Below are 24076 nucleotides of genomic sequence, written 5' to 3' on the forward strand. Positions count from 1 at the left end.
AAGACGTGCCGTAAGGATGAGAGGGAAGCCCATGCGCTTCCCAACGGAAACCAGCGCCCTTAGGGCTGGGAATGGAGGACAGGATGATGACGGAAATGACGCCATCTGCGACGAACGGCCCGGCCGCGCAGACGAAAGCGCCAGCTGTCAAAAATCGGTCCATCGCCACTGGCCTGACCAAAATCGGGCGCACCCATACCGGCTTCGCCGCTCAAGGCCTTTACGACCCCCGCAACGAGCACGACGCCTGCGGCGTCGGCTTCATCGTCAACATGAAAGGCGTGAAGTCGCATCAGATCGTCAAGGACGGCCTTGCGGTGCTCGAAAACCTGACGCATCGCGGCGCCGTCGGCGCCGATCCGCTGATGGGCGACGGCGCCGGCGTGCTGGTGCAGCTTCCCGACCGCTTCTTCCGCGAGGAGATGGCCAGCCAAGGCGTCGAACTGCCCAAGCCCGGCCATTACGCCGTCGGCCATGTGTTCATGCCGCGCGATCCTGAGCTTCAGGCGCATATCGAAGGCATCATCGCCGAGGTGGCGCAACTTGAAGGCCAGCCGCTGCTCGGCTTTCGCGATGTGCCGGTCGACAATTCATTGCTGTCAAAAGCACCTGATATCGCGGCTTCCGAACCGGTCCAGCGGCAGGTGTTTTTGGGTCGTGGCGCCGAGATCGAGAGCGACGATGATTACGAGCGGCGGCTCTACATCCTGCGCAAGGTCATTTCCGGTCGTATCCATGAAGAGACCAAGGGCGTCGATAATGGCTTCTACGTCGTGTCGATGTCATCGCGGACCATCGTCTACAAGGGCATGTTCCTGGCCTATCAGGTCGGCGCCTATTACAAGGATCTGACCGATCCGCGTTTCGAGACGGCGCTGATCCTCGTCCACCAGCGTTTCTCGACCAACACCTTCCCGTCGTGGAAGCTGGCGCATCCCTATCGCATGGTCGCCCACAATGGCGAGATCAATACGCTGCGCGGCAACGTCAACTGGATGGCGGCGCGGCAGGCCTCGGTCGATTCCGAATTGTTCGGCAACGACATCTCCAAGCTGTGGCCGATCTCCTATGAGGGGCAGTCGGACACCGCATGTTTCGACAATGCGCTCGAATTCCTGACGCAGGGCGGCTACTCGCTCGCTCACGCGATGATGATGCTGATCCCTGAAGCCTGGGCCGGCAACAAGCTGATGGATCAAGATCGCAAGGCCTTTTACGAATACCACGCGGCCCTGATGGAGCCGTGGGACGGGCCGGCGGCGGTGGCCTTTACCGACGGCCGCCAGATCGGCGCCACACTCGACCGCAACGGGCTGCGCCCGGCGCGCTACATCGTCACCGACGACGATCGCGTCATCATGGCCTCGGAAGCCGGCGTGCTGCCGGTGCCGGAGGAAAGAATCGTCAAAAAGTGGCGGCTTCAGCCCGGCCGCATGCTGTTGATCGACCTGGAGAAGGGCCGCATCGTTTCCGATGAGGAGATCAAGTCGGAGATCGCGACCAGGCATCCCTACAAGAGCTGGCTCGCCAACACCCAGCTCATCCTCGAAGACCTGAAGCCGGTCGAGCCGCGCGCGCTGCGCAGGGACGTCAGCCTGCTCGATCGCCAGCAGGCGTTCGGCTACACCCAGGAAGACACCAAGCTGTTGATGTCGCCGATGGCAACCACCGGCCAGGAAGCGGTCGGCTCGATGGGCACCGACACGCCGATTTCGGCGATGTCGGACAGATCGAAGCTGCTCTACACCTATTTCAAGCAGAACTTCGCCCAGGTCACCAATCCGCCGATCGACCCGATCCGCGAGGAACTGGTGATGAGCCTGGTGTCCTTCATCGGGCCGAGGCCCAACATCTTCGACCTCGTCGGCAATTCGCGTCGCAAGCGGCTCGAAGTGCGCCAGCCGATCCTGACCAATGGCGATCTGGAGAAGATCCGCTCCATCGGTCATACCGAGGACCGTTTCGACACCAAGACGATCGACATCACCTATGCTTCGAACGAAGGCGCGGCCGGCATGCAGGGCGCCATCGACCGGCTGTGCGAGCGCGCTGAAGCGGCGGTCGCCGGCGGCTACAACATCATCATCCTGTCCGACCGTCAACTCGGGCCGGACCGCATCGCCATTCCGGCACTTCTGGCGACGGCGGCGGTCCACCATCATCTGATCCGCAAGGGATTGCGCACGTCGGTGGGGCTCGTCGTCGAGTCCGGCGAGCCGCGTGAGGTGCATCATTTCTGCTGCCTTGCCGGCTACGGCGCCGAGGCGATCAATCCTTACCTGGCCTTCGACACGCTGCTCGACATGCACAAGCGCGGCGAGCTGCCGGCGGAGGTCGACGCCTACGAGGTCGTCTCCCGCTACATCAAGTCGATCGGCAAGGGCATTCTCAAGGTGATGTCGAAGATGGGCATCTCGACCTACCAGTCCTATTGCGGCGCGCAGATCTTCGACGCGATCGGGCTGAAGACCGATTTCGTGCAGAAGTATTTCACCGGCACCGCGACGCTGATCGAAGGCGTCGGGCTGGAAGAGATCGCGGCCGAAACGGTCAGCCGCCACGCCGACGGCTTCGGCAACGACCCGGTGCTGCGCAACAGCCTCGAGGTTGGCGGCGAATACATGTTCCGCATGCGCGGCGAAGCGCATATCTGGTCACCCGATGCCGTGGCCACCCTCCAGCACGCCGTGCGCCAAGGATCGTGGGAGACGTTCAAGGACTATTCCGCTCAGATCGACAGCGAGGCGGCGCGGGCGCAGAGCATTCGCGGCCTGTTCAAGATCAGGTTCGCCGAAGAAACCGGCCGCAAGAAGGTCGCGCTCGACGAGGTTATGTCGGCGGCCGATATCGTCAAGCGGTTCTCGACCGGTGCGATGTCCTTCGGCTCGATTTCCAGGGAAGCGCACACCACGCTGGCGCGCGCCATGAACACGATCGGCGGCAAGTCGAACACCGGCGAGGGCGGCGAAGAGGCCGACCGCTACCTGCCGCTGCCGGGCGGCGGCAAGAACCCCGAGCGGTCGGCGATCAAGCAGGTCGCTTCCGGGCGGTTCGGCGTGACGGCGGAATATCTGGTGAATTCCGATGTGATGCAGATCAAGGTCGCGCAAGGCGCAAAGCCCGGCGAGGGCGGTCAGCTGCCCGGCCACAAGGTCGATGCCACCATTGCCAAGGTCAGGCATTCGACGCCCGGCGTCGGCCTGATCTCGCCGCCGCCGCACCACGACATCTATTCGATCGAGGATTTGGCGCAGCTGATCTTCGATCTCAAGAACGTCAATCCGGCGGCTGATGTCTCGGTCAAGCTGGTGTCCGAAGTCGGCGTCGGCACGGTTGCGGCCGGCGTCGCCAAGGCGCGCGCTGATCACATTACCATTTCCGGCTATGACGGCGGCACCGGCGCATCGCCGCTGACCTCGCTCAAGCACGCCGGCAGCCCGTGGGAAATGGGCCTTGCCGAGACGCACCAGACGCTGGTGCTCAACGGCCTCAGGTCACGCGTCGCGCTGCAGGTCGATGGCGGCCTGCGCACCGGTCGCGACGTCGTCATCGGTGCATTGCTTGGCGCCGACGAATTCGGCTTCTCGACCGCGCCGCTGATCGCGGCCGGCTGCATCATGATGCGCAAGTGCCATCTCAACACCTGCCCGGTCGGCGTCGCGACGCAGGATCCGGTGTTGCGCAAGCGTTTCAAGGGCACGCCGGAACACGTCATCAACTTCTTCTTCTATGTGGCGGAAGAGGTGCGGGCGCTGCTCGCCGAGATGGGCTACACCCATCTCGACCAGATCATCGGCGACACCGAACTCTTGGAGAAGCGGGCGCTGATCCAGCACTGGAAGGCGCGGGGGCTCGATTTCAGCAAGATGTTCTTCAAACCAGATGCCCCGCACGAGGCGGTGCACTGGACCGAGCGGCAGAAGCATCCGATCGATGACGTGCTCGACCGCAAGCTGATCGAGCTCGCCAAGCCGGCGCTGGAAGCCAGGCAGCCGGTCAGCATCGAGCTGCCGATCCGCAATGTCGACCGTTCCACTGGCGCCATGCTGTCCGGCGAAGTGGCAAAGCGCTTCAAACACAAGGGCCTGCGCGAGGACACGATCTCGGTGAAGCTCACCGGCACTGCCGGCCAGTCCTTTGGCGCCTTCCTGGCGCGGGGGGTTTCGTTCGAACTGATTGGCGCCGGCAACGACTATGTCGGCAAGGGCCTGTCGGGTGGACGCATCGTCATCCGCCCACCGGAGAACACGAAGATCGTCGCAGCGGAGTCGATTATCGTCGGCAACACGGTGCTCTACGGCGCGACCGAGGGCGAGGCCTATTTCTGCGGCGTCGCCGGCGAGCGTTTTGCAGTTCGCAATTCGGGCGTGGCCGCCGTCGTTGAAGGCGTTGGCGACCATGGCTGCGAGTACATGACCGGCGGCATTGTCGTCGTCATCGGCCAGACCGGCCGCAACTTCGCCGCCGGCATGTCGGGCGGCGTCGCCTATGTGCTCGACGAGGAAGGTGATTTCGCCGAGCGCTGCAACATGGCGATGGTCGAACTGGAACCCGTTCCCGAAGAAGACGACCTGATGGAGAAACTGCTCCATCATGGCGGCGACCTCGACCACAAAGGCCGCGTCGACGTGTCGGGCGACATGACCAGCCATGACGAGGAGCGGCTCTATCAGCTGATCTCGAACCACGTCCATTATACGGGTTCGGTGCGCGGCCGCGAGATCCTCGACAACTGGGCGACTTTCCGGCCGAAATTCCGGAAGATCATGCCGGTCGAATACCGCCGCGCGCTGATCGAAATGGAACGCATGCGCATGGGCGTGGCGGCGGAATAGGCTTTGGGAGTTGCCGGGAAGCCAGGCTTCCCGGTCGACGCCTTCATCAACAATCCTGGCCTCGGACTGAAGGTTGCCATGGCTGCCTTATGAGGTTAACGGGTGCGTCGTCGAGCGCGCCATCTGGACAGCAGGGACTGGACTATGGGCAAGGTAACAGGGTTTCTCGAGATCGACCGGCAGGTCCACAAGTACCAGCCGGCTTCCGACCGCATCCGGCATTTTCGTGAGTTCACGCTGCCGATGTCGGATAAGGAGGTCGAGAAACAGGCCGCGCGCTGTATGGATTGCGGCATTCCGTACTGCCACGGGCCGACCGGCTGCCCGGTGCACAACCAGATCCCGGACTGGAACGACCTCGTCTACAATGGCGACTGGGACAATGCGATCCGCAACCTGCACTCGACCAACAATTTCCCGGAATTCACCGGCCGCATCTGTCCGGCACCTTGCGAGGAAGCCTGCACGCTGAACCTTGAGGACATTCCGGTCGCCATCAAGACGATCGAGCAGGCGATCGCCGACAAGGCCTATGAAACCGGTCATATCCGGCCCTACCCGCCGGAAAAGAAGACCGGCAAGCGCGTCGCCGTCATTGGCTCGGGGCCGGCCGGCATGGCCGCCGCCCAGCAGCTTGGCCGCGCCGGCCACGACGTCCACGTCTATGAGCGCGAGAGCCGGCCGGGCGGGCTGATGCGCTACGGCATCCCCGACTTCAAGATCGAGAAGCACTATATCGACCGCCGGATCGAGCAGATGCAAGGCGAGGGCGTGAGCTTCCATTGCGGCGTCAATGTCGGCGTCGACAAACCGGTGGCGCAGCTGCTCGCCGAATACGATGCTGTGCTCTATTGCGGCGGTTCGGAAACGCCGCGCCCGGCCAACATTCCCGGTGACGATCTCGACGGCGTGCATGACGCGATGCCCTATCTGGTGCAGCAGAACAAGCGCATCGGCGGTGAGCCGATCCAGTCGGTGGCGTGGCCCTCGCCGCCGATCGTCGCCGGCGGCCAGCATGTCGTCGTCGTCGGCGGCGGCGACACCGCCTCCGACTGCGTCGGCACGGCCTTCCGTCAGGGCGCCGTGCGCGTCACCCAGCTCGACATCCGGCCGCAGCCGCCGGAAAAGGAAGACAAGCTTTCGGTCTGGCCTTACTGGGCGACGAAGATGCGCACCTCGTCCTCGCAGGCTGAAGGCGCCGAGCGCGAGTTCCAGGTGGCAACGCTCGAATTCATCGGCGAGGACGGCGCGTTGACCGGCGTCAAATGCTGCGAGGTCGATGAAAAGCGCAAGCCGATCGCTGGCACGGAATTCGTCATCCGCGCGGATCTCGCCTTCATCGCCATCGGCTTTGCCGGGCCGGCTACCGTCGGACCGGTGTCGGAGCTGGCTGGCCAGATGAAGATCGTCATCGACACCCGCCGCTCGAACAACGTCGAGGCCAATGACCGCGACTACCAGACCAGCGTCGAAAAGCTCTATGCGGCGGGCGATGTGCGCCGCGGTCAATCGCTGGTCGTCTGGGCGATCCGCGAGGGCCGGCAGGCGGCTCGTTCGATCGACGAGGCGCTGATGGGATCGAGCGTGCTGCCGCGCTGAGTCTGTCTCGAGCGCTACTCCTGCGGCCATCTGAAGGCGCTTTCTGCCCTTCCGGTGCCCGGGGCAGGTTTACGGAGTGATCGCCGTGGTCGTTTCGGTTGCGGCCGCCGCCGCAGGCTGTCCCCTGGGCGGCCAGGAAAAATCGTCGGCGCGGCCGGGCGATGCAGCGGGCGCCTTGCCCTCGACGGCGAGTTTTTCGCCGGGCCCGTCGGCCTTCGCCGGCGATGCGGCGCCGAGAAGTTCAGAACCGCCATCGAGCGCCGGATCGTTGAGCAGCATCGGCACGGTGCGATCGACGGCCATGGGTGCCGGTGCCGGCGCCTCGACGGGAGCGCCCGCTGGCGCGTAAGCTGCCGGTGTGCCCGTGGGCGCGGTCATTCCAAGGATCTTCATCAAGGGTTTTTCGGCATAGAAGGCGAGCTTGCGTTTGCCGGCTTTCGACACATAGATGCCGTCGTCGGTGCGCAGGCGCACCGGCTGGCCGTTGATATCAGGTCCGCTGGTGACAAAGGCGCCGTCCTCGTCGACGAAACCGTCCCAGATGTCGACGAATTCGCCGCCATGGCTTTCGGCCGTCGAGCGGTAAATGTCGTTGAAAGCCAGCATGTCTGAGGTCATCTTCGGCGCCTTGAATGCCGGCATGCCGACCCATAGATATGGCACCTTGGCCGCTGCAATGGCCTTACCGAACGCTTCGGTCCGGCGTTCGTATTCCTTGGTCCAGGCCTCGGACCGCGGCTGTTCGCGTTCACCGTTCACGCGCATTTGCTGCCGATCGTTGGAGCCCAGCATGACGATCACGGCCGCGGGCTTTTCGGTCTCGATCAGCGACTTGATCTGTTCGGGCCAGTTGTAGAAATCGTCACGCACGAAACCGGACGAACCGTTGCTGCGCACGACGATCCTGATGTTGGTGTTTTCGGCAAAGGCGGTATCGAGACCTTCGGCGAGGCCGCTCCCCATGAAATCGCCGACCACCAGAACGGTGCGGGCATCCGGCGCCTTCTCGACAATCGGGGTTGCCGGCTCAGCCGGCCGGCGCGGCGCGGCGCGGGGCTTTCTTGCTTTTAGCTTCCGTGGCCCGGCCCTCTGAATTTGTCGCGGCGGTTCCACCCGCTCGCTTCGGCGCAGAAACAACAAGTCGCGCAGCGACCAGCCACGCCTTTGTTCTTCCTGCGCCATGGCCGGCGTGTGAAAGACGGCGGCAGTACTGACGGCCAGAACGGCAATAGCCAGAATCAGGATCGGCACGCGACGAAGGATTACCCGGATACGCGCAGCCGAATCCAATTACCCTCTCCATCCCTTAAGAGCGCCGGACCCTCAAATCCAACCGTACCGCCGCTCTATCTTTTTTGAGCATCGGATTCCCCAAAACCGGTTTGGGTCCGATGCTCCAGGTCTGCCCTATGCGAGGCTAGTTCTGCCTGAGCCATTTGAGCACTTCCATGCTCGGATGTCCGTCCTGGGTCAAGCCAGCCTTCGCCTGGAAGGCCATGATGGCGGCTTTCGATCCTTCGCCGATCTTGCCGTCGAACTTGCCGTCATAGTAGCCGTACTGGGAAAGCCGCTGCTGAAGCTCTTGCCTCTCCTCGAAGGAGAGCTTCGTGAAAGGCCGCTTCCAGTCCTGCACAAGTCCACCATAGCCGGCGATTCCGTCGGCAAGAAGGCCAACGGCAACCGCGTATTTGTCGGCATTGTTGTAGCGCTTGATGACCGAAAAATTCTTGATCATCAGGAAAGCCGGGCCGCCGCGGCCGCCTGGCACCTTCAGCGTGGCCTTCTCCGCACTATTCTTGAACGGCTTGCCGTTGACACGCGTGACACCCAGCGCTTGCCATTGCGACAGTGACTTCGATCCGGCTGGGAACTTCTTTCCGTCGGGAAGGCTGACTTCATAGCCCCAGGTCTTGCCGGCCTGCCAGCCGTTCTTCTTGAGCAGATTGGCGGCCGTTGCCAATGCATCGGGAATCGAATTCCAGATGTCGCGCTTGCCGTCGCCGTCCATATCGACCGCATAGGCCTGATAGCTGGTGGGAATGAATTGGGTATGGCCCATGGCGCCGGCCCATGAGCCGCTGAGGTGGCTTTTATCGATGTCGCCCCTTTGCAGGATTTTCAGCGCCGCGATCAACTGGGTGCGGGCAAATTTCGATCGTCTCGAATCGGCATAGCCAAGTGTTGCCAGCGATCGCACGACATTGCGCATGACATCGTCGCGCTTGAGGATTTCGCCGTAATTCGATTCCATCGACCAGATGGCCAGCAGGATATGACGGTCGACACCGTATTTTGCCTCGATCCTGTCCAGCCACGGCTTCCACTTCCTGGCCATCTGCTGGCCAACAGCGACCGACTGGTCATGGACGCGGTTGTCGAAATAGTCCCAGGCGGGGGCGGTGAATTCGGGTTGATAACGCGCTTTTTCAAGCACGACCGGGTCGGCATCGCTGACGCCCTCGAATGCGCGGTCGTAGACGGCGCCGGAAACGCCGCTCCGCACCGCGGTGGCGCGGAAGCTCGCCACCCATTGCCGGAAACCGGCGTCGGCAAAAGCAGATCCGGCGGGCATCAGCAAGGCAAGCGACAGGCTGGCGGCCGCAACGATGCTTGTGAAGCGCGTTGCGGCGTTGCGAACGGACATCTTTTCCTCCTTCTTCATCACAGGAAGATCATTCATCGCCGAACCCGGTTAGCATTTAGTTTACCATAGGTGCCGTTGGGAACGAAAAGGCGGGTTGGTGCTTTACGGACTACAAATTTTTTTCTGACCAGCCGTTCCATAATCCTCGATTCCGGCACGAAAATGTCTTGGAGCAGGATTGCCGAACAGGCTTAGAAGCGGATAATTGAAGCATGAAGAGAGTTCGCAAGGCAGTTTTCCCGGTCGCCGGTCTCGGCACGCGTTTTCTCCCGGCCACCAAGGCCATACCCAAGGAAATGCTGACGGTCGTCGACAGGCCAGTCATCCAGTATGTGGTCGACGAGGCACGCGAAGCCGGCATCGAGCATTTCATCTTCGTGACCGGCCGCAACAAGGCGGTCATCGAGGACCATTTCGACGTCCAGTTCGAACTCTATGACACGCTCGCCCAGCGCGGCAAGGACGACGAGCTCGCCCGCCTGCAGCGGCTGCAACCCTCGCCGGGGCAGACCAGCTTCACGCGCCAGCAGGTACCGCTTGGCCTCGGCCATGCCGTCTGGTGTGCCCGCGAGCTGGTCGGCGACGAGCCCTTCGCGCTGCTTTTGCCTGACATGATCATGCAGTCGGAAAAAAGCTGCATGAAGGAGATGGTCGAGCTTTATGCCGAGACCGGCAACAACATCGTCGCGGTTCAGGAATGCGACCCCGCCGAGGCGCATAAATACGGCATCGTCGGCCGCGGCGAGGATACGCATCACGGTTTCCGCATTACCGGCATGGTGGAGAAGCCGAAAGCCGGCACGGCACCCTCCAATTTATACATCAACGGGCGCTACATCCTGCAGCCGGAGATATTTGGGATACTCGAAGGCCAGGAGAAGGGCGCCGGCAACGAGATACAACTTACCGATGCGATGCTGAAGCTGGAGAAGCAGCAGCCCTTCTATGGCTGCCACTACCGAGGGCGCACCTTCGATTGCGGATCGCCGGAAGGCTTTGTCGAGGCCAACGTCGCCTTCGCGCTGTGGCGCAGCGACATAAACGGACGCATGGCGGGCGTTATCAGCAAGCTTCTCGACGAGATGAAACCGTCAGAGCAGCGGGGCGCGGCGTTCTAATGCATGCGCGCGAAAGCATGCCCTCGGGCTTGAACCGAGGGTGCGATAACGACGGGCATAAAAAAGGTTCTCGAAACCACCGTTCCCGCCACGGCCTGACTTGAAGACATGCCCCAAACCTCCAACAACTTGGTTTACGGCTGCAGCGTCACCCCGACAAAGATGCTGTGGGCGGTGTAGTCGCGACCCTCCAGGTTGCTGGTCTGTTTTTCAGTTCTGGCGCGGGTGGTCAGTCCGGCATATCGGTTCAGCCACCATGTCAGTCCGGCCTCGGCGCTCAGTATCAGATCATGGCCATCGGACCCGACGTAGTCGCGCCAGCCCACGCCGAAAGCTGCGTTCCCAATCAGGTTGGCACGGATTTCCCGCTCGCCCGTCAGGAGGCCGGAGTAAAGGATGTCGCCGCTTTCGTCGGGGGTTGTCGTGCCCTCGACGGTCGTTTGTCCGATGAGGCCGATCGTGGTGCCGCGTTCCGGCGACCATCTGAGGTCGGCGTTCACCGTGGCACCCGAAATTGCCGGCAGCCGGTCGTCGTCGATCGCCTCCCGCAGCCAGCCGGCCGAGAATTCGCCGGCAAGCTTCTCGCCGAGGTCGAGCTCGGCGCCGGCCCGAACCCCAAGTCCCGTCGAGGATCGTTCGAAACCATTGGTGTCGACGCGCAAATCATAGACCCGGCGGCCGATTTCGACTTCGGTGAAGGGGGTGATAGCGGGGGAAATCTCGTACCCGGTGCGCAAGGTGGCGGTATAGAGCGTCGAGTCACGGTCTTTCTGCGACAGCGTTCCGCCCGTCGAAAGCTTGGCGTCGCCGTAGATGTCGTGTTCGACTGCGCCGGTCAGGGCGAAGCGCATCTTGCCGGCATCCTTCTCGACCGCGAGGCTGCCGTTAATGCTCTGGCGCACCGGCTGCTCGACGGTGCCTTCGATGACGACCGGCGACGAAGCCGATTCCGGCGCCGCCTCGTAACCAAGGCTGGCGATAGCGCGCAGATCGTTGTCGAGGTCGACATTGAGCGTGCCGTCGACACGGCCCCGTGCCTCCTGAACCTCGTCGCCCGATATGGTCTTGAGAAAGATGCCATAGCCGTCGATGACAGCCGAATTCTCCCGCCAGTCGGAGATGGCATTGAAGCGCAGCGCCGTTTCGGACAGCAGGGCCGGTTTGCCATCGGTGCTTGAATCGGCATTCGACGACGCCGTCAGGCCTTGCTCGAGCGTCGGCCTGATCACGAAGGAGCCGAGTTTGATGCCGGTAGCGGCGAACGGGTCGTCCTCGGCCCTCTTGTCCTGACCTTCGATGGCTTCGGCGCGCTCGGCGCCCGGATCGAGCTGCTGCCTGTCGGCGGAATCAATGGTCACGGCACGGGGATTGGTGGCGTCCTGGTCAGTTTCGCCGGTGTCCGTGTCATCCGTCGTGGCTGCAGTCGCGGCGGCGGCCCCGGCGGCGGCCTCGGCGGCCAAGTCTTGATCGTCCGCGCGTTGCGTTACGCTCGATGGCCGGCGCGGCGGGATTGGAGCGGGCGTGTCCGCAAACGGATCGTCGGTTGCTTCCGGCGAATCAAAAATGCTGCCGGTCGCGGGTGCCGTGTCGTCGTCCTGTACGGCGCCCGGGCTGGCCGGCTGATAGGCGGGCGTCGGCGCAGTGCTCTGGGTGGTTGCACCTGCCTGCGCCGTCTGTTCCTGGGCGATGCTCAATTGCCTGGTTTTGCGCTGCTGGTCGTCCAGAATCGCCGATTCCGAAACCTCGCCGCGCAGCTCGGTTACCTGGGCATAGGGCTGCGCAGGCCGCAGCAAGGCGAAGACGCTGGTCGCCAGCAGCAAGGCGCAGACCGCCTTGCCGTTTCGTCTTTTTTTCTTTTCAGGCTGGGCCCCGGACATCGCTACCACTGCTTGCGCGGCGCACGCACGCCATACTTACCGAACCGTAAACGGGGATGGTTAACGCAGGGTTGAGGCGGCGGTCGATCAAAGCCCATGGATGGCTACCGGATGGCAATTCCGTTGGACAGGCGCGCGGCAAAGCGCTAATCGCATCAGCCATGCATGCGGGATCCCCAGACAAGAAGCGGTTCGACGGGCAAGCTTCGATCGCCTCGGCGCTCAGAACGGTAGCGACCGAGCAGGCCGGTGTCGCGGCACTGGCGGCCGCGCTCGAAAACGGATTGACCGAACCGTTCGCGCGCGCCGTCGACATGGTGTCGCAGATCGAGGGCCGGGTCATCGTCACCGGCGTCGGCAAGAGCGGCCATATCGGCTCAAAGATCGCCGCGACGCTCGCCTCGACCGGCACGCCGGCTTTCTTCGTCCATCCTGCCGAAGCCAATCACGGCGACCTCGGCATGATCGCCAAGGACGATGCCATCATCGCCATGTCGTGGTCGGGCGAGAGCCGAGAGCTCAAGGGCATCATCGCCTATTCCAGGCGCTTCTCGATTCCGCTGATCGCGGTCACCGCCGGAGAGCGATCGGCGCTGGCGCGCGCGGCCGATGTGGTGCTTTTGCTGCCGCGTGCGCCGGAAGCCTGCCCGCATGGCCTGGCGCCGACGACATCGACGCTGCTGCAACTGGTGATCGGCGATGCGCTGGCCATCGCGTTGCTCGAAGCGCGCGGCTTCACGCCGGATCATTTCCGCACCTTCCATCCCGGCGGGCAACTTGGCGCCAATCTGACGCAGATCCGCGACATCATGCATGTCGGCGACAGGCTGCCGCTGGTGCCTTCCGGCACTGGAATGCGCGAAGCGATCCTCGAATTGTCGCGCAAGGGGTTTGGCTGCGTGGCGATAACCGCTGCGGATGGTGCGCTGATCGGCATCGTCACCGACGGCGATATCAGGCGCCACATCGGCAGCGATCTTCTGGCGATGAGTGTCGATCAGGTCATGACCAAGGAGCCGAAGACGGCCGGGCCGGATACGTTGGTGGCGACGGCCCTGCAGACGATCAACAATTCGGCGATTTCCAGCCTGATGGTTGTCGAGGGCAGACGACCGGTCGGACTTGTCCATCTGCACGACCTGCTGCGCATCGGCGCGGCCTGACAGACTCAGGGCCTGTTTGAAAAGGCGCCCCGCCGAGATCGGTGGGATCGGTCCTAGACCGCCTCGACCGTCAGTTCCAGATCGGTCTCGGCCGCGCCCGTCACGCGCACCTGCGTGCCAGCCGGCAGATCGGGGCCGGAGACGCGCCACAGCGTGTCGCCCAGCTTTATGCGGCCGCGCCCGTCCTTGATCGGCTCGGCCAGTGTCGCCTTCCTGCCGATCATTTGTTCGCCGCGGCGGTTGAGCAGCGGCTGGTCTGTCGGGTCGTGGCGTCCGCCCGCCAGTCTCTTGCCGACATAGGTTGAAACCAGCGACATCGCCAGGAAAGCGAGAACCTGGACCTGCCAGGTCCAGAAACCTGCGTCCCAGACGAGCAGGGAGACTGCACCGATCAGCAGTGCGGCGATGCCGATCCACAGCATGAAGATGCCCGGTGCGATGACCTCCATTACGAGGAGGACGAAGCCGAGAACCATCCAGTTCCAGGGACCGAGTTCCGAAATGATGCGGTCAAACATGGGGTCGGCCTCAGCTCTCGCTCGGGCGAACTACGGGCGGGCGGGCGGCGGCTTGCCGCGGCGTGCCGGCAGTGCCGTCGCCTCTGAAGACTTCCTTGGCGATCTCGCCGATACCGCCGAGCGTGCCAATGAGCGACGAAGCTTCCATCGGCATCAGCACAACCTTGCTGTTTGTGGCTGAGCCGATCCTGGTCAGCGCTTCGGTGTATTTCAGCGCGACGAAGTAGTTGAGCGCCTGCACGTCGCCCTTGGAGATCGCTTCCGACACCACCTGCGTGGCGCGGGCCTCGGCCTCGGCGGAGCGTTCGCGCGCCTCGGCGTCGCGGAAGGCGGCTTCCTTGCGGCCCTCGGCTTCCAGGATCTGCGACTGCTTGAGGCCTTCGGCGTCAAGGATCTGCGCGCGCTTGTTGCGTTCGGCCATCATCTGGCGACCCATCGATTCGACGAGATTGGCCGGCGGGTTGATGTCCTTGATCTCGACACGAGTGATCTTGATGCCCCAGGGATGCGCCGCCTCGTCGACGACGCGCAGCAGGCGTTCGTTGATGGCGTCGCGGTTCGACAAAAGCTCGTCGAGGTCCATCGAGCCCATCACGGTACGGATGTTGGTCATCGTCAGGTTGAGGATGGCGTTCTCCAGCCCAGCGACCTGGTAGGCGGCCTGCGCGGCGTTGAGCACCTGGTAGAAGGCGACGCCGTCGACGGCGACGGTGGCGTTGTCGCGGGTGATGATCTCCTGGGTCGGGACGTCGAGCACCTGCTCCATCATGTTCAACTTGGCGCCGATGCGGTCGACGAACGGCACGATGAGGTTAAGGCCGGGGCTCAATGTCTTGGTATAGCGGCCAAAGCGTTCGACGGTATAATTGTAGCCTTGCGGGATTGTCCGGATGCCTTTGAAAAGCACGAGCACGACAAGAGCGACAAGAACAAGAAGCGCGATATCGAAACCACTGAAATCCATTTGGCCCTCCCTCAGATGCCGAGCACATTAGAGCGACGCGCGTCCACTGGACGCACAAAGTACGCTCTAACTTTTATACCTGCGCATCGTGCTTTCCGAAAATCGATTCCGATTTTCCGCCGATGCGGTAGACGTTTCAACGCAACCGACTTCACCAAACACTTAAGTGTGTTTCAGAAATGTTACAATTGGGTGATCGCGAATTGTCGGCGTATGGGCGGCTGGGCTAGCGGCGCTCGATTATGTCCGCTTCAGATCCAGCCCGACAGTTCGCGCCGCACCATCGCCTCGATCACCGCCATGCCCTCGGCACTGTCGTTGAGGCACGGGATGTGTGCGAACTTTTCGCCGCCGGCGTGATGGAAGGTCTCGGCCGCCTCTCTGCCGATCTCGTCCAGCGTCTCGATGCAGTCGACAGAAAAGCCCGGATTGACGATGGCGATCGATCTCACGCCTTCTCCGGCTAATTTCTCGACCGTCCTGTCGGTGTAGGGCTGCAGCCATTCCTGAGCACCGAAGCGCGACTGGAATGTGGTGATCAGCCTCTTCTCATCCCAGCCGAGCTTTTCCCGCAGCAGCCGGGTCGTCTCCAGGCAATGGGCCTGATAGGGGTCACCCTTGTCGGAATAGGGTTTCGGAATGCCGTGATAGGAGGCGATGACCACCTCCGGCTCGAAATCGAGCGTCGCCAGATGGCGCTCGATCGAACCGGCAAGCGCCTCGATATAAACCGGTTCGGCATAGTAGGGCGGCACGCTGCGGATCGCCGGGGCGCGGCGCATCTTCATCAGCGCGCGAAACAGCTGGTCGTTGGCGGTCGCGGTCGTGGTCGCGGAATATTGCGGATAGAGCGGAAAAGAGAGAATGCGGTCGCAGCCTTGCGCGACCAACCCTTTGGCGACGCTCTCGGTCGACGGATTGCCGTAACGCATCGCCCAGTCGACGGTGACGTCGGGCAGGTCGCGCAGCGCCTCGGTCAGCTTTTCGCTCTGGGCGCGGGTGTAGGTGCGCAGCGGCGATTCATTGCGCTGCCGGTTCCAGATCCTGGCATAGTTGGCGCCCGACTTCTTCGGCCGTGTGGTGAGAACCAGCCCGTAGAGGATCGGGTACCAGATCGCCTTGTTGAGCTCGATGACGCGCGGATCGGACAGGAATTCCCTGAGATAGCGCCACATCGGCTTGAATTCGGTGCCGTCGGGTGTACCGAGATTGACCAGCATGACGCCGATCCTGCCCGCCGCGGCCGGCGGCTGTCCTGCCGGCAGCGGGCCGAAGGCCTTCGCAGCCTTAGGATCGACAGGGTTGGAAAGCGTCATAAGGGATCTCCGGACATCGCGCGAAACTAGCGATGCCGCGCCGGTTTTCAATGCAGCGTCTGGCCGCACCTTATCTTACCTCAGGCGAAAAGCAGAAAACCCGTCCGGTTACCCGCACGGGTTTTCCAGCAATGACGGAAGAATTTAGTTTGCCGCCGGGATGGTCAAGGTTGCGCCGACGGGAAGGCGGCGCGGCTCGTAGTCCTTGTTGGCGTCGGAGATCGTTTTCCACTTGGCGCCATCGCCATAGGCCTTCTCCGCCAGGTCCCAATAGGTATCGCCGGCAACGATCACATGGCTGCTTTCGGCCGGTGTTGCCTCGGCCGGCTTTGCCCGCTCGGCAGGCGCAGCCTCGGCTGGTTTGGCCGGTTCCGCCGCAGGAGCCGGTGCCGCGGGCGCCGTCTCGGCCGGTTTAGCCGGCTCGGCAGGTGCCGGCGCTGCCGGGGCGGGTTCCGCCGGCACGGTCGGCGGCGTCGTGGCGATATCGTCCGAACCGGTCGGCAGTTCGGGCATCGCCGGCTCCGCAGTTGCGGCTGGAGCCGTTTCTGCTGGTTTTGCCGGCTCGGCCGGAGCTGGCGCGGCTTCAGCCGGCTTGGCCGGTTCCTGGGCCGGTTCCGCTGCGGCGGCCGTCGCGGTCTCGGTGATGCGGCCATCGAGCTTCGGCGTATAGGGCCGATGCGCGCCGAGATAATCGGCGACCACCTGTTCGAGGCCCGGACCGTAATCGTAGGCGTTCTTGGCCTTGTCGGCGAATACGTCGTAGCCGTCGCCGCCCTGGCGCACAAAGTTGTTGGTGGCGACCAGGTAATCCTTATCCGGATCGATCGTGGTCCACGCGCCGCCTTGCATGACTTCGACCGACTTGACGCGCCCGGCATTCGGGGCGGCCGATTTGTCGAATGAATACTTCAGGCCGGCAACCTGCGGGAAGCGTCCGGCGCCGTCCTCGATCTGGCTGAGACCGTTCTCTAGCCCGGCAACCAGATCCCTGCCGGAAATCTGGAAGGTCGCCACTGTGTTCTGGAATGGCAGCACGTTCAGCACCTCGCCCATGGTGACGGTGCCCTGGTCGATCGAAGCGCGCAGGCCGCCGCCATTCGTGATGACGATCTCGACACCCTGGTCCTTGACGCGGTCGAGGACGGCATCGGAGACAAGATTGCCCATCTCGCACTCGCGGGTGCGGCAGTTCTCGCGGCTGCCGTCGATCGCCTTGGTGGTCTCGGCGACCTCCTTGTTCTTCAACGCCTCGATCGGCGCGCCGAGCTCCTTGATGCGGGCAAGCACGGCGGGATCCGGCGTGATCGACTTGTCGAGGTAGATCGGGTCGCCGCTGGCTTGCTTGACGACGCCGTTGTCGTCGAACACGACCTTGAACTCGCCGAGATATTTCGAAAAGGACGCCGCCTGGACGACCGGCACCTTGTAGCCGTCCGGATTGTCGACCATCGTCGGGTAGGGGCCTTCAGCCTTGGGGTCGGTGTTGGACAGCAGCGAATGGCTGTGGCCGCCGACCACCACGTCGACACCCGGGATCTTGGCGATGACGTCGCGCTCTCGCTTGTAGCCGATATGGGTGACCGCGATGATTTTGTTGACGCCTTCTCCCTTCAGCTTCTCGACCTCGGCCGTGATCGACTTGACGTCGTCCTCGATCGTGACGTTAGGGCCTGGCGAAGTGAGTTCCGGCGTGTCGTTGGTGACCGCGCCGACGACGCCGATCTTCTGGCCGCCGACCTCAATCACGATCGACGGTTTCACGCGGTCACCGAGCTTGGATTGCGCGTCGGCCTTCACATTGGCGCCTAGCACCGGAAACTTGATCATATCCAAAAACGGCGCCAGCGCCGCCTCGCCGTCGTCGAACTCGTGATTGCCGACCGCCATGGCATCGAATTTCATCTGGTTGAGGAATTCGCCTTCGGTCTTGCCCTTGTAGGTGATGTAGAAGAGCGAACCCTGGAAATTATCGCCGGCGCTGAGCAGCAGCACGTTCTGGCCTTCCAGCTTCTTGCGCTCCTGGATGATCGCGGTGATCAGCCGCGCCGCGCCGCCGATGCACTCGCCCTTGGTCTCCTCTTCGGCCGAGCAGGTCGATTCATATTTGTTGTTGCTTTCGATGCGGCTGTGCCAGTCGTTGATGTGCAGGATGTTCAGCGTGTAGTCGGCAAAGGACACGCCGGCCGACAGGCCAAGCGTGGACGCCGACAGGGCGACAATGGCGGCGATCTTCTTCATCTTCGTCTCCCGGATGACCTGTTTAACGCCCTTGCTTGACTGGAACATAACAGCCAGCTTTTCGCCCATGTTCACATCGCGTTTTAGCCGATGCAAGCGGAATCGGGGACAGCTTAGCCGGCGCAAAAAGGACGGCGGCCTCAAGCCGCCGTCCTTTGCAAAGCAGTTCAGTAGGGGCTCAGGTGCGTCGCGTCAGCACGAAGTTCTGCCCGCTCGCGCTGGTGCAATTAAGCTGGGAGGTGGAGATCAACAAGCAGTTGAAGCTGATCGGCGTCTGGCGGATCAGCGAAGTGCCCTGGATCTCGACCGAGGTGCCGCCGGTCATGGTGTAGCTGCCGTCGGCAAGTTTCTGGCCGGTGTCGGTCGCGACGGTGTTGAAGCTGCCGCCGGCGAAGGTCGACAGGCCCGTGCCTTGCGCGTCGATCCATGAGCCTTCGACCGGGCTCCGCGCGGCCAATGGCGGCCCGCCCGGGCCGGCGGTGGTGCACGCCGCCAAGGCGGCAGCGGCCGCGACAATGCCGGCCGAAAGCAATTTGCGCGCAATCGTCATCATCAAAATCCTCTCCTCTCGCATCGGCCCGAAAATCGATCCGATTTTTCGGAAAGCACGATGCGCACATTTCAAGCGCTGGAGCGCACTTTGTGCGTCCAAATGGACGCACGTCGCTCTGGGCCACCTTCCTTCAATCGCCCGATTTCCAGGCGATTGCAAGGCAGTGAGACATTGCTATCGAACGAGGATGCTACACTATCGAACGAGGATGTTGCGGAATTGCCATGGGTCGTTTTTGTCGAGGTCTTCCGGGAACAGACCAGGGCGGTTATCGAGCGGCGTCCAATCGGTGTAGTAGCCCTTGATCGGCCCCAGATAGGGGGACTGCACTTCCAGGCAGCGCCTGTAGTCCATCTCGTCGGCCTCGACGATGCCGGCCTCGGGATTTTCCAGCGCCCAGACCATGCCCGCCAGCACTGCCGACGTGACCTGCATGCCCGTGGCGTTCTGATACGGCGCCAGCTTGCGCGCTTCCGCCAGCGACAGTTGCGAACCATACCAATAGGCGTTCTTGTCGTGGCCGTAGAGCAGCACGCCGAGCTCGTCGACACCGTCGACCAGTTCGTTCTCATCGAGCACGTGATGCACGGGTTGTGCCTTGCCGGCGGCACCGAACATCTCGTGCAGCGACACCACGGCGTCGTTGCAGGGATGGTAGGCATAGTGACAGGTCGGGCGATATTGAACTTTGCCCTTCTTGCCGCGCAGGGTGAAGAAGTCGGCGATCGAAATCGACTCGTTGTGCGTCACCAGGAAGCCGTATTGCGGGCCGGGCGTCGGGCACCAGCTGCGCACACGCGTGTTGGCGCCCGGCTGCTCCAGATAGATTGCGGCCCTCGAGCCATGCTTGTGCTTCTTGCCGTTCTTCGGCATCCACGTCTCATGCGTGCCCCAGCCGAGCTCGGCCGGTTGAAGCCCTTCCGAGATGAAGCCTTCGACCGACCAGGTGTTCCAGAACACGTTCATCGGCTTCGGCTTCTTGGTGCGCTGTGTGTCGCGCTCGGCGATGTGGATACCCTTGACGCCGGCCTTCTTCATCAGCCTCGCCCAGCCTTCGCGATCATGCTGCGCAGGCTCCGAGAACTCGAGGCCAAGATCGGTGGCGAGGTTGACCAGCGCCTGCTTGACGAACCAAGAGACCATGCCTGGATTGGCGCCGCAGGTGGAGATTGCGGTCGCCCCGCCGGGATGCGCGTGCTTTTCTTCGATCATGGATTCACGCAGCGCGTAGTTGCTGCGGCTGGCATTGTCGGCCTTGGTATCGAAATAGAAGCCGAGCCACGGCTCTACGACGGTGTCGATGTAAAGCACACCCAGCTTGCGACAGAGCCGCATCAAATCCACTGAGCCGGTGTCGACCGAGAGGTTGACGCAAAAGCCCTGGCCACCGCCTTTGGTCAGCAGCGGCGTCAGCAGCTTCTTGTAGTTCTTCTTGGTCACCGCATCCTGCACGAAGGTGATGTCGCGCTCGTCGAGCAGCTTGCGATCGGTATCGCGTGGGTCGATGACCGTCATGCGCGACTTGTCGAACTTGAAATGGCGCTCGATCAGCGGCAGCGTTCCCCGTCCGATCGAGCCGAAGCCGATCATCACGACAGGGCCGGTGATCTCGCCGTAAACGGGCCAGTTTTCATTCGCCATTTTATCGATTACTCCCTCAGATAGGCTGAAAAGCCGGGCAAACAGACGCAAAGCGGAGCATTTTTTTTGCCCGACCGCCACGCGCTACAACCACAGATCATTGTCATAAACCAGCGAAAAGCCGCGAGCTACGCCGCATTCGTCATGTGGTTAAGGAGGACGACCAGTCGCTGACGGTCGGCGGTCATTGCCTTGTGGTCGAGTTGGGCGAAGTCGAGCGCCAGCAATGGCGCGGAAAAGATGCGGCGAGCACTAGCTCTCGTCGATGGTCCCCGATCCGGGCCACAGCCCTATGCCTCGGTAACTCTTCTGCCGCGCCCCCAGCTTTGGCCGACAGGCCAAGCAACCTGCAGATACGCCGATCTATTCACCCTTGCGGCAGATCCTGCGAGGTCACATTGGCGATTGCCTTGTTGACTCGGATCGTCTCGATTTTCTCGCCGGGACGCATTATGCCGATCACCGTTTCGATGTCGGGACAGCCATCTTTGCGGCATACCAGCTCCGTGACGGACACGACGACATCGTCATCGAGCCCGCGGGCCTCACGAACCCAGACCTTGATCTGGCTGGTCTTCTCCAGAAGGGCAAACCCGCGCGGGGCGAGTGGGTTCGCGAGACGATTCATGTACGATCCCGTCCCGAAGACGAAGACGCTCGGGCTGACCCAAGGGATAAAGGCCGCGCGGTCTTGTCAGCGTTGCCGAACCTATGCACTCACGGCCCCTACAGCGTCCACGTCGGCACGGCATTTGAGGAAACCATCTTCAATCAGGCCTTTGGGCAGGTTGCGGCCGATAAACACCAGACGGCTCACGCGCTTCTCCCCCTCTTTCCAACCTCTTTCCAGGGGCGCTGGTGGTCGCCTTCCAGCAGCATGTGGACGGCCTGGACGACAAAGCGGTCATCATCGCCCTTGAATGCCAGGATGCCCTTCATGCGCAGCATGTCGACGCCGAATTTCTGTGTGATCATCTGGATCCATGGCAAGAACTTGCGCGGATCGATCGAAGCTTCCGTGACGAGAGAAAAGCTGGTGACGTGATCGTCATGCTCATGGTCGTGTTCCGCATCGAGAAAGTCCGGCTCGACTTCTAGGACACGGTTCAGATCGAACGCGCCGCGATCCAGAACCTCGCCGAGTGGAACATTGCAACGTGTGGAATGCTTGATCGCAGCCGTCGGGTTGATCCTGCGAATGCGCGCCTCCACTGCCTTGAGTTCGGTCGGCGTTACCAAGTCGATCTTGTTGAGTGTGACGATATCGGCAAAGGCGAGTTGCTCCTGCGCCTCGTGCGCATGATCCAACTCGCCGAGGAGATGCTTCGCATCGACAACGATAACGATCGCGTCGAGTTTCGTCTTCTGCCTGATGTCATCGTCGACGAAGAAGGTCTGGGCGACGGGTGCGGGATCGGCGAGGCCGGTCGTCTCGATCAGGATTGCGTCGAAATGGTCCCTGCGCCGCATCAAGCTCTCAATGATACGGATCAGGTCGCCGCGCACCGTGCAGCAGATGCAGCCGTTATTCATCTCGAAGACTTCTTCGTCGGTATCGACAATGAGGTCGTTGTCGATGCCAACCTCGCCGAACTCGTTGACGATCACGGCGTATCGCCTGCCATGCTGTTCGGTCAGAATGCGGTTGAGCAGCGTCGTCTTGCCAGCGCCGAGGTAACCGGTAAGAACCGTGACGGGCATTTGCTGGGAGGCTTCAAGAGGCATGGTCGTCTCCGGATGTAGGATTGCGGATTTCAGCTGGTTCAGGCGCGAGCCAATTGGATCGCCCGTAGACGTAAGGCGGGCGTCTCATCGATGCGCGCAAGCCTCGCAGAGACCCGAAAGCTCCACCGTGGCCGACTTGGTTTGGAAGCCCTGCCGTCGGGCAATCCGGCGCAGCACCCGCTCCAATGCCTGGTCATGAACTTCACTTGCCCGCCCGCAATTCGCGCAGATTGCAAAAGCGGCGCGCCCATGGGTGCCGCATTCGCTGTGGAGGCAGAGCGCAAACGCGCTCAGGCTCTCGATCCTGTGAACCAGGCCCTCCTCGATGAGCCGATCCAGAGCGCGATAGATCTGTAGCGGTGAGCGGAGCCCTTCCTGGCGAAGAAGTTCAAGCAGTTCGTAGGCCCCCATCGGCCTCTCGGAGCGCGTCAACGCGTCGAGCACCAACTGCTGGTTGCGTCCAGGCATCCACTGTTCCCTCGTGTTCCAGGCAGTTTTGAGCACAGCGGTATCGTTAGTTATAATATAACGTTTTCGATTGACGAACGTGATAACATAACATAACGGATCGTCAACAGCTGGGCTGACTTTGATGGCTCCCGCGGAGATGGATCGAATGGCTGCCTGTGTGATCTTTCAAGACCTGACGCTGGGCTACAACAGCCATCCCGCCGTGCATCACCTCGATGGGATCGTCCGGCGCGGCGATCATCTGTCGGCGGGCACGATCTACGCTTCTTCCATCTCTGCCGGGACGCGCGGCTGCTCGCCACGCGTCCGGCACGTCTCCCACAGAACCGCTTGAACAAAGGAGTTGATCGAATGTCCAGGACGCTGAAGCTCGCCGCCGTGATGGGCGTCATAACATCGTTGCCAATCATCCCGTCGGTGGCCGCGGCCGAGAACCTCAAGGTTGTCGCCAGTTTCTCGATCATTGGCGATTTCGCCAAGAATGTCGGCGGTGACCGTGTCGACATCATCACGCTGGTCGGCCCGAATGGTGACGCCCATGTCTACGAACCGAAGCCGGCCGACGCGGCCACTGTCGGTTCTGCCGACGTGGTGCTGGTCAACGGCCTCCAGTTCGAGGGCTTCCTCCAGCGTCTCGTCGAGGCGAGCGCGACGAAAGCGCCGGTCGTGGAATTGACCAAAGGCGGCGAGGTGTTGCGCAACACCGAGGAAGAAGGTCACCACGATCAGGATAAAGCCGCCAAGGGTGAGGAAGGGCACGCCGCGGAGGCGAAAGAGGGCCATGAGGAAGGGCACCATCATCACGGCGAGTTCGATCCTCATGCATGGCAGTCGGTGCATAATGCCGAACTCTATGTGAAGAACATCGCCGATGCCTTCTGTGCCGCCGATGCAGCCGGCTGCGACACTTATCGGGCCAATGCCGAATCATACGGCCAGCAGCTCGCGGCATTGGAAGAGGAGATCAAGGCTGCTGTAGCTGAGATCCCCGAGGACAAGCGCACGATCATCACCTCGCACGACGCCTATGGGTATTTCGAGCACGAATACGGCATAAAATTCCTCGCACCGGAGGGCGTCTCCACCGAATCTGAGGCTTCAGCCGCCGATGTCGCGGCCCTCATCAAACAGATCAGGCAAGACAAGGCTTCGGCAATCTTCGTGGAAAACGTCACCAATCCGCGCCTGATCGAGCAGATCGCCAGCGAGACGGGCCTGAAAATCGGCGGTGAACTCTACTCCGACGCCCTGTCGGACGAGAACGGTCCGGCGGCGACCTATCTCGAGATGATGCGGCACAACATCACGGCGATCAAAGGCGCGATCCTCGGAAGCTGATCGTCGCGCCACGACGGAAAGGCGGAGCAATCCGCCTTTCGTCGACCGCAATCAGTTATGTAATAACATCCAAGGG

The 24076-nt window shown here is 62.3% G+C and carries 16 protein-coding genes and 2 pseudogenes; 6 read left to right on the forward strand and 12 right to left on the reverse strand.

Annotated elements, in window-relative coordinates:
* The first annotated feature begins 86 nt into the window (after positions 1-86).
* On the forward strand, positions 87-4835 hold the full coding sequence (gene gltB / locus IHQ72_RS10275; protein ID WP_258123791.1) for a glutamate synthase large subunit: 4749 nt from the start codon (positions 87-89) through the stop codon (positions 4833-4835).
* A 144-nt stretch (positions 4836-4979) separates the two neighbouring features.
* Entirely contained in the window at positions 4980-6434 is a 1455-nt protein-coding gene (locus IHQ72_RS10280) for a glutamate synthase subunit beta (RefSeq protein WP_258122339.1), read from the forward strand.
* Between the two features lie 69 nt (positions 6435-6503).
* On the opposite strand, the gene IHQ72_RS10285 is transcribed toward IHQ72_RS10280, so the two are convergent.
* Together IHQ72_RS10285 and IHQ72_RS10290 are read right to left on the reverse strand one after the other, a co-directional pair.
* Complete coding sequence (locus IHQ72_RS10285) at positions 6504-7724, reverse strand: SGNH/GDSL hydrolase family protein (protein WP_258122341.1); 1221 nt, start codon at positions 7722-7724, stop codon at positions 6504-6506.
* Between the two features lie 127 nt (positions 7725-7851).
* Positions 7852-9078 (reverse strand): lytic murein transglycosylase, encoded by a 1227-nt coding sequence (locus IHQ72_RS10290; RefSeq protein WP_258122342.1) that lies wholly within the window; start codon positions 9076-9078, stop codon positions 7852-7854.
* 212 nt (positions 9079-9290) lie between these two features.
* Here IHQ72_RS10290 and galU point away from each other — a divergent pair, with 212 nt between their 5' ends.
* On the forward strand, positions 9291-10196 hold the full coding sequence (galU, locus tag IHQ72_RS10295) for a UTP--glucose-1-phosphate uridylyltransferase GalU (protein ID WP_202366072.1): 906 nt from the start codon (positions 9291-9293) through the stop codon (positions 10194-10196).
* Between the two features lie 134 nt (positions 10197-10330).
* Here galU and IHQ72_RS10300 read toward each other — a convergent pair whose 3' ends face one another.
* Positions 10331-12073 (reverse strand): outer membrane beta-barrel protein, encoded by a 1743-nt coding sequence (locus IHQ72_RS10300; protein ID WP_258122343.1) that lies wholly within the window; start codon positions 12071-12073, stop codon positions 10331-10333.
* Positions 12074-12234: 161 nt separating this feature from the next.
* Between IHQ72_RS10300 and IHQ72_RS10305 the strand changes: the two genes are divergently transcribed.
* A complete protein-coding gene (locus IHQ72_RS10305) occupies positions 12235-13236 on the forward strand; it encodes a KpsF/GutQ family sugar-phosphate isomerase (protein ID WP_258122344.1) in 1002 nt (333 codons plus the stop codon).
* A gap of 53 nt (positions 13237-13289) precedes the next feature.
* Here the strand turns inward: IHQ72_RS10305 and IHQ72_RS10310 are convergent, their stop codons facing one another.
* The 9 genes and pseudogenes from IHQ72_RS10310 to IHQ72_RS10350 form a co-directional block, all read right to left on the reverse strand.
* Positions 13290-13754 carry an NfeD family protein gene (locus IHQ72_RS10310; protein ID WP_258122345.1) on the reverse strand — a complete coding sequence of 155 codons (465 nt, stop codon included), beginning with the start codon at positions 13752-13754 and terminating at the stop codon, positions 13290-13292.
* A 10-nt stretch (positions 13755-13764) separates the two neighbouring features.
* A complete protein-coding gene (locus tag IHQ72_RS10315; protein ID WP_258122346.1) occupies positions 13765-14718 on the reverse strand; it encodes an SPFH domain-containing protein in 954 nt (317 codons plus the stop codon).
* A 251-nt stretch (positions 14719-14969) separates the two neighbouring features.
* Entirely contained in the window at positions 14970-16034 is a 1065-nt protein-coding gene (gene hemH, locus IHQ72_RS10320; RefSeq protein ID WP_258122347.1) for a ferrochelatase, read from the reverse strand.
* Positions 16035-16178: 144 nt separating this feature from the next.
* Positions 16179-18272 (reverse strand): 5'-nucleotidase C-terminal domain-containing protein, encoded by a 2094-nt coding sequence (locus IHQ72_RS10325; RefSeq protein ID WP_258122349.1) that lies wholly within the window; start codon positions 18270-18272, stop codon positions 16179-16181.
* A 178-nt stretch (positions 18273-18450) separates the two neighbouring features.
* The gene (gene omp10, locus IHQ72_RS10330; protein ID WP_123149715.1) at positions 18451-18822 is read right to left on the reverse strand and encodes an outer membrane lipoprotein Omp10; all 372 of its coding nucleotides are present in this window, start codon (positions 18820-18822) and stop codon (positions 18451-18453) included.
* A 198-nt stretch (positions 18823-19020) separates the two neighbouring features.
* Complete coding sequence (locus IHQ72_RS10335) at positions 19021-20466, reverse strand: homospermidine synthase (RefSeq protein WP_258122350.1); 1446 nt, start codon at positions 20464-20466, stop codon at positions 19021-19023.
* 367 nt (positions 20467-20833) lie between these two features.
* A complete protein-coding gene (locus IHQ72_RS10340) occupies positions 20834-21094 on the reverse strand; it encodes a nitrate reductase (protein ID WP_258122351.1) in 261 nt (86 codons plus the stop codon).
* 81 nt (positions 21095-21175) lie between these two features.
* Positions 21176-22191: pseudogene (locus IHQ72_RS10345) on the reverse strand (CobW family GTP-binding protein).
* 84 nt (positions 22192-22275) lie between these two features.
* Positions 22276-22659 (reverse strand): Fur family transcriptional regulator, encoded by a 384-nt coding sequence (locus tag IHQ72_RS10350; protein ID WP_258122352.1) that lies wholly within the window; start codon positions 22657-22659, stop codon positions 22276-22278.
* Between the two features lie 148 nt (positions 22660-22807).
* Here IHQ72_RS10350 and IHQ72_RS37030 point away from each other — a divergent pair.
* Both IHQ72_RS37030 and aztC read left to right on the forward strand, forming a co-directional pair.
* Positions 22808-22897: pseudogene (locus IHQ72_RS37030) on the forward strand (zinc ABC transporter ATP-binding protein AztA); the annotation flags it as partial.
* Positions 22898-23013: 116 nt separating this feature from the next.
* Positions 23014-24000, forward strand: coding sequence for a zinc ABC transporter substrate-binding protein AztC (gene aztC, locus IHQ72_RS10360; protein ID WP_258122353.1), 987 nt, complete (start codon positions 23014-23016; stop codon positions 23998-24000).
* Positions 24001-24076 lie beyond the last annotated feature (76 nt).

It is taken from the genome of Mesorhizobium onobrychidis (genome assembly GCF_024707545.1).
In the GTDB taxonomy this organism is placed as follows: domain Bacteria; phylum Pseudomonadota; class Alphaproteobacteria; order Rhizobiales; family Rhizobiaceae; genus Mesorhizobium; species Mesorhizobium onobrychidis.

What these genes read in the sequence shown, in the direction of transcription:
- IHQ72_RS10340 (WP_258122351.1), bottom strand. Translation starts at nt 21,094, where the DNA reads ATGAATCGTCTCGCGAACCCACTCGCCCCGCGCGGGTTTGCCCTTCTG.
- IHQ72_RS10350 (WP_258122352.1), bottom strand. Translation starts at nt 22,659, where the DNA reads ATGCCTGGACGCAACCAGCAGTTGGTGCTCGACGCGTTGACGCGCTCC.
- IHQ72_RS10305 (WP_258122344.1), top strand. Translation starts at nt 12,235, where the DNA reads ATGCATGCGGGATCCCCAGACAAGAAGCGGTTCGACGGGCAAGCTTCG.
- IHQ72_RS10280 (WP_258122339.1), top strand. Translation starts at nt 4,980, where the DNA reads ATGGGCAAGGTAACAGGGTTTCTCGAGATCGACCGGCAGGTCCACAAG.
- IHQ72_RS10335 (WP_258122350.1), bottom strand. Translation starts at nt 20,466, where the DNA reads ATGGCGAATGAAAACTGGCCCGTTTACGGCGAGATCACCGGCCCTGTC.
- gltB (WP_258123791.1), top strand. Translation starts at nt 87, where the DNA reads ATGACGGAAATGACGCCATCTGCGACGAACGGCCCGGCCGCGCAGACG.
- IHQ72_RS10300 (WP_258122343.1), bottom strand. Translation starts at nt 12,073, where the DNA reads ATGTCCGGGGCCCAGCCTGAAAAGAAAAAAAGACGAAACGGCAAGGCG.
- hemH (WP_258122347.1), bottom strand. Translation starts at nt 16,034, where the DNA reads ATGACGCTTTCCAACCCTGTCGATCCTAAGGCTGCGAAGGCCTTCGGC.
- omp10 (WP_123149715.1), bottom strand. Translation starts at nt 18,822, where the DNA reads ATGACGATTGCGCGCAAATTGCTTTCGGCCGGCATTGTCGCGGCCGCT.
- IHQ72_RS10325 (WP_258122349.1), bottom strand. Translation starts at nt 18,272, where the DNA reads ATGAAGAAGATCGCCGCCATTGTCGCCCTGTCGGCGTCCACGCTTGGC.
- IHQ72_RS10315 (WP_258122346.1), bottom strand. Translation starts at nt 14,718, where the DNA reads ATGGATTTCAGTGGTTTCGATATCGCGCTTCTTGTTCTTGTCGCTCTT.
- galU (WP_202366072.1), top strand. Translation starts at nt 9,291, where the DNA reads ATGAAGAGAGTTCGCAAGGCAGTTTTCCCGGTCGCCGGTCTCGGCACG.
- IHQ72_RS10290 (WP_258122342.1), bottom strand. Translation starts at nt 9,078, where the DNA reads ATGTCCGTTCGCAACGCCGCAACGCGCTTCACAAGCATCGTTGCGGCC.
- aztC (WP_258122353.1), top strand. Translation starts at nt 23,014, where the DNA reads ATGTCCAGGACGCTGAAGCTCGCCGCCGTGATGGGCGTCATAACATCG.
- IHQ72_RS10310 (WP_258122345.1), bottom strand. Translation starts at nt 13,754, where the DNA reads ATGTTTGACCGCATCATTTCGGAACTCGGTCCCTGGAACTGGATGGTT.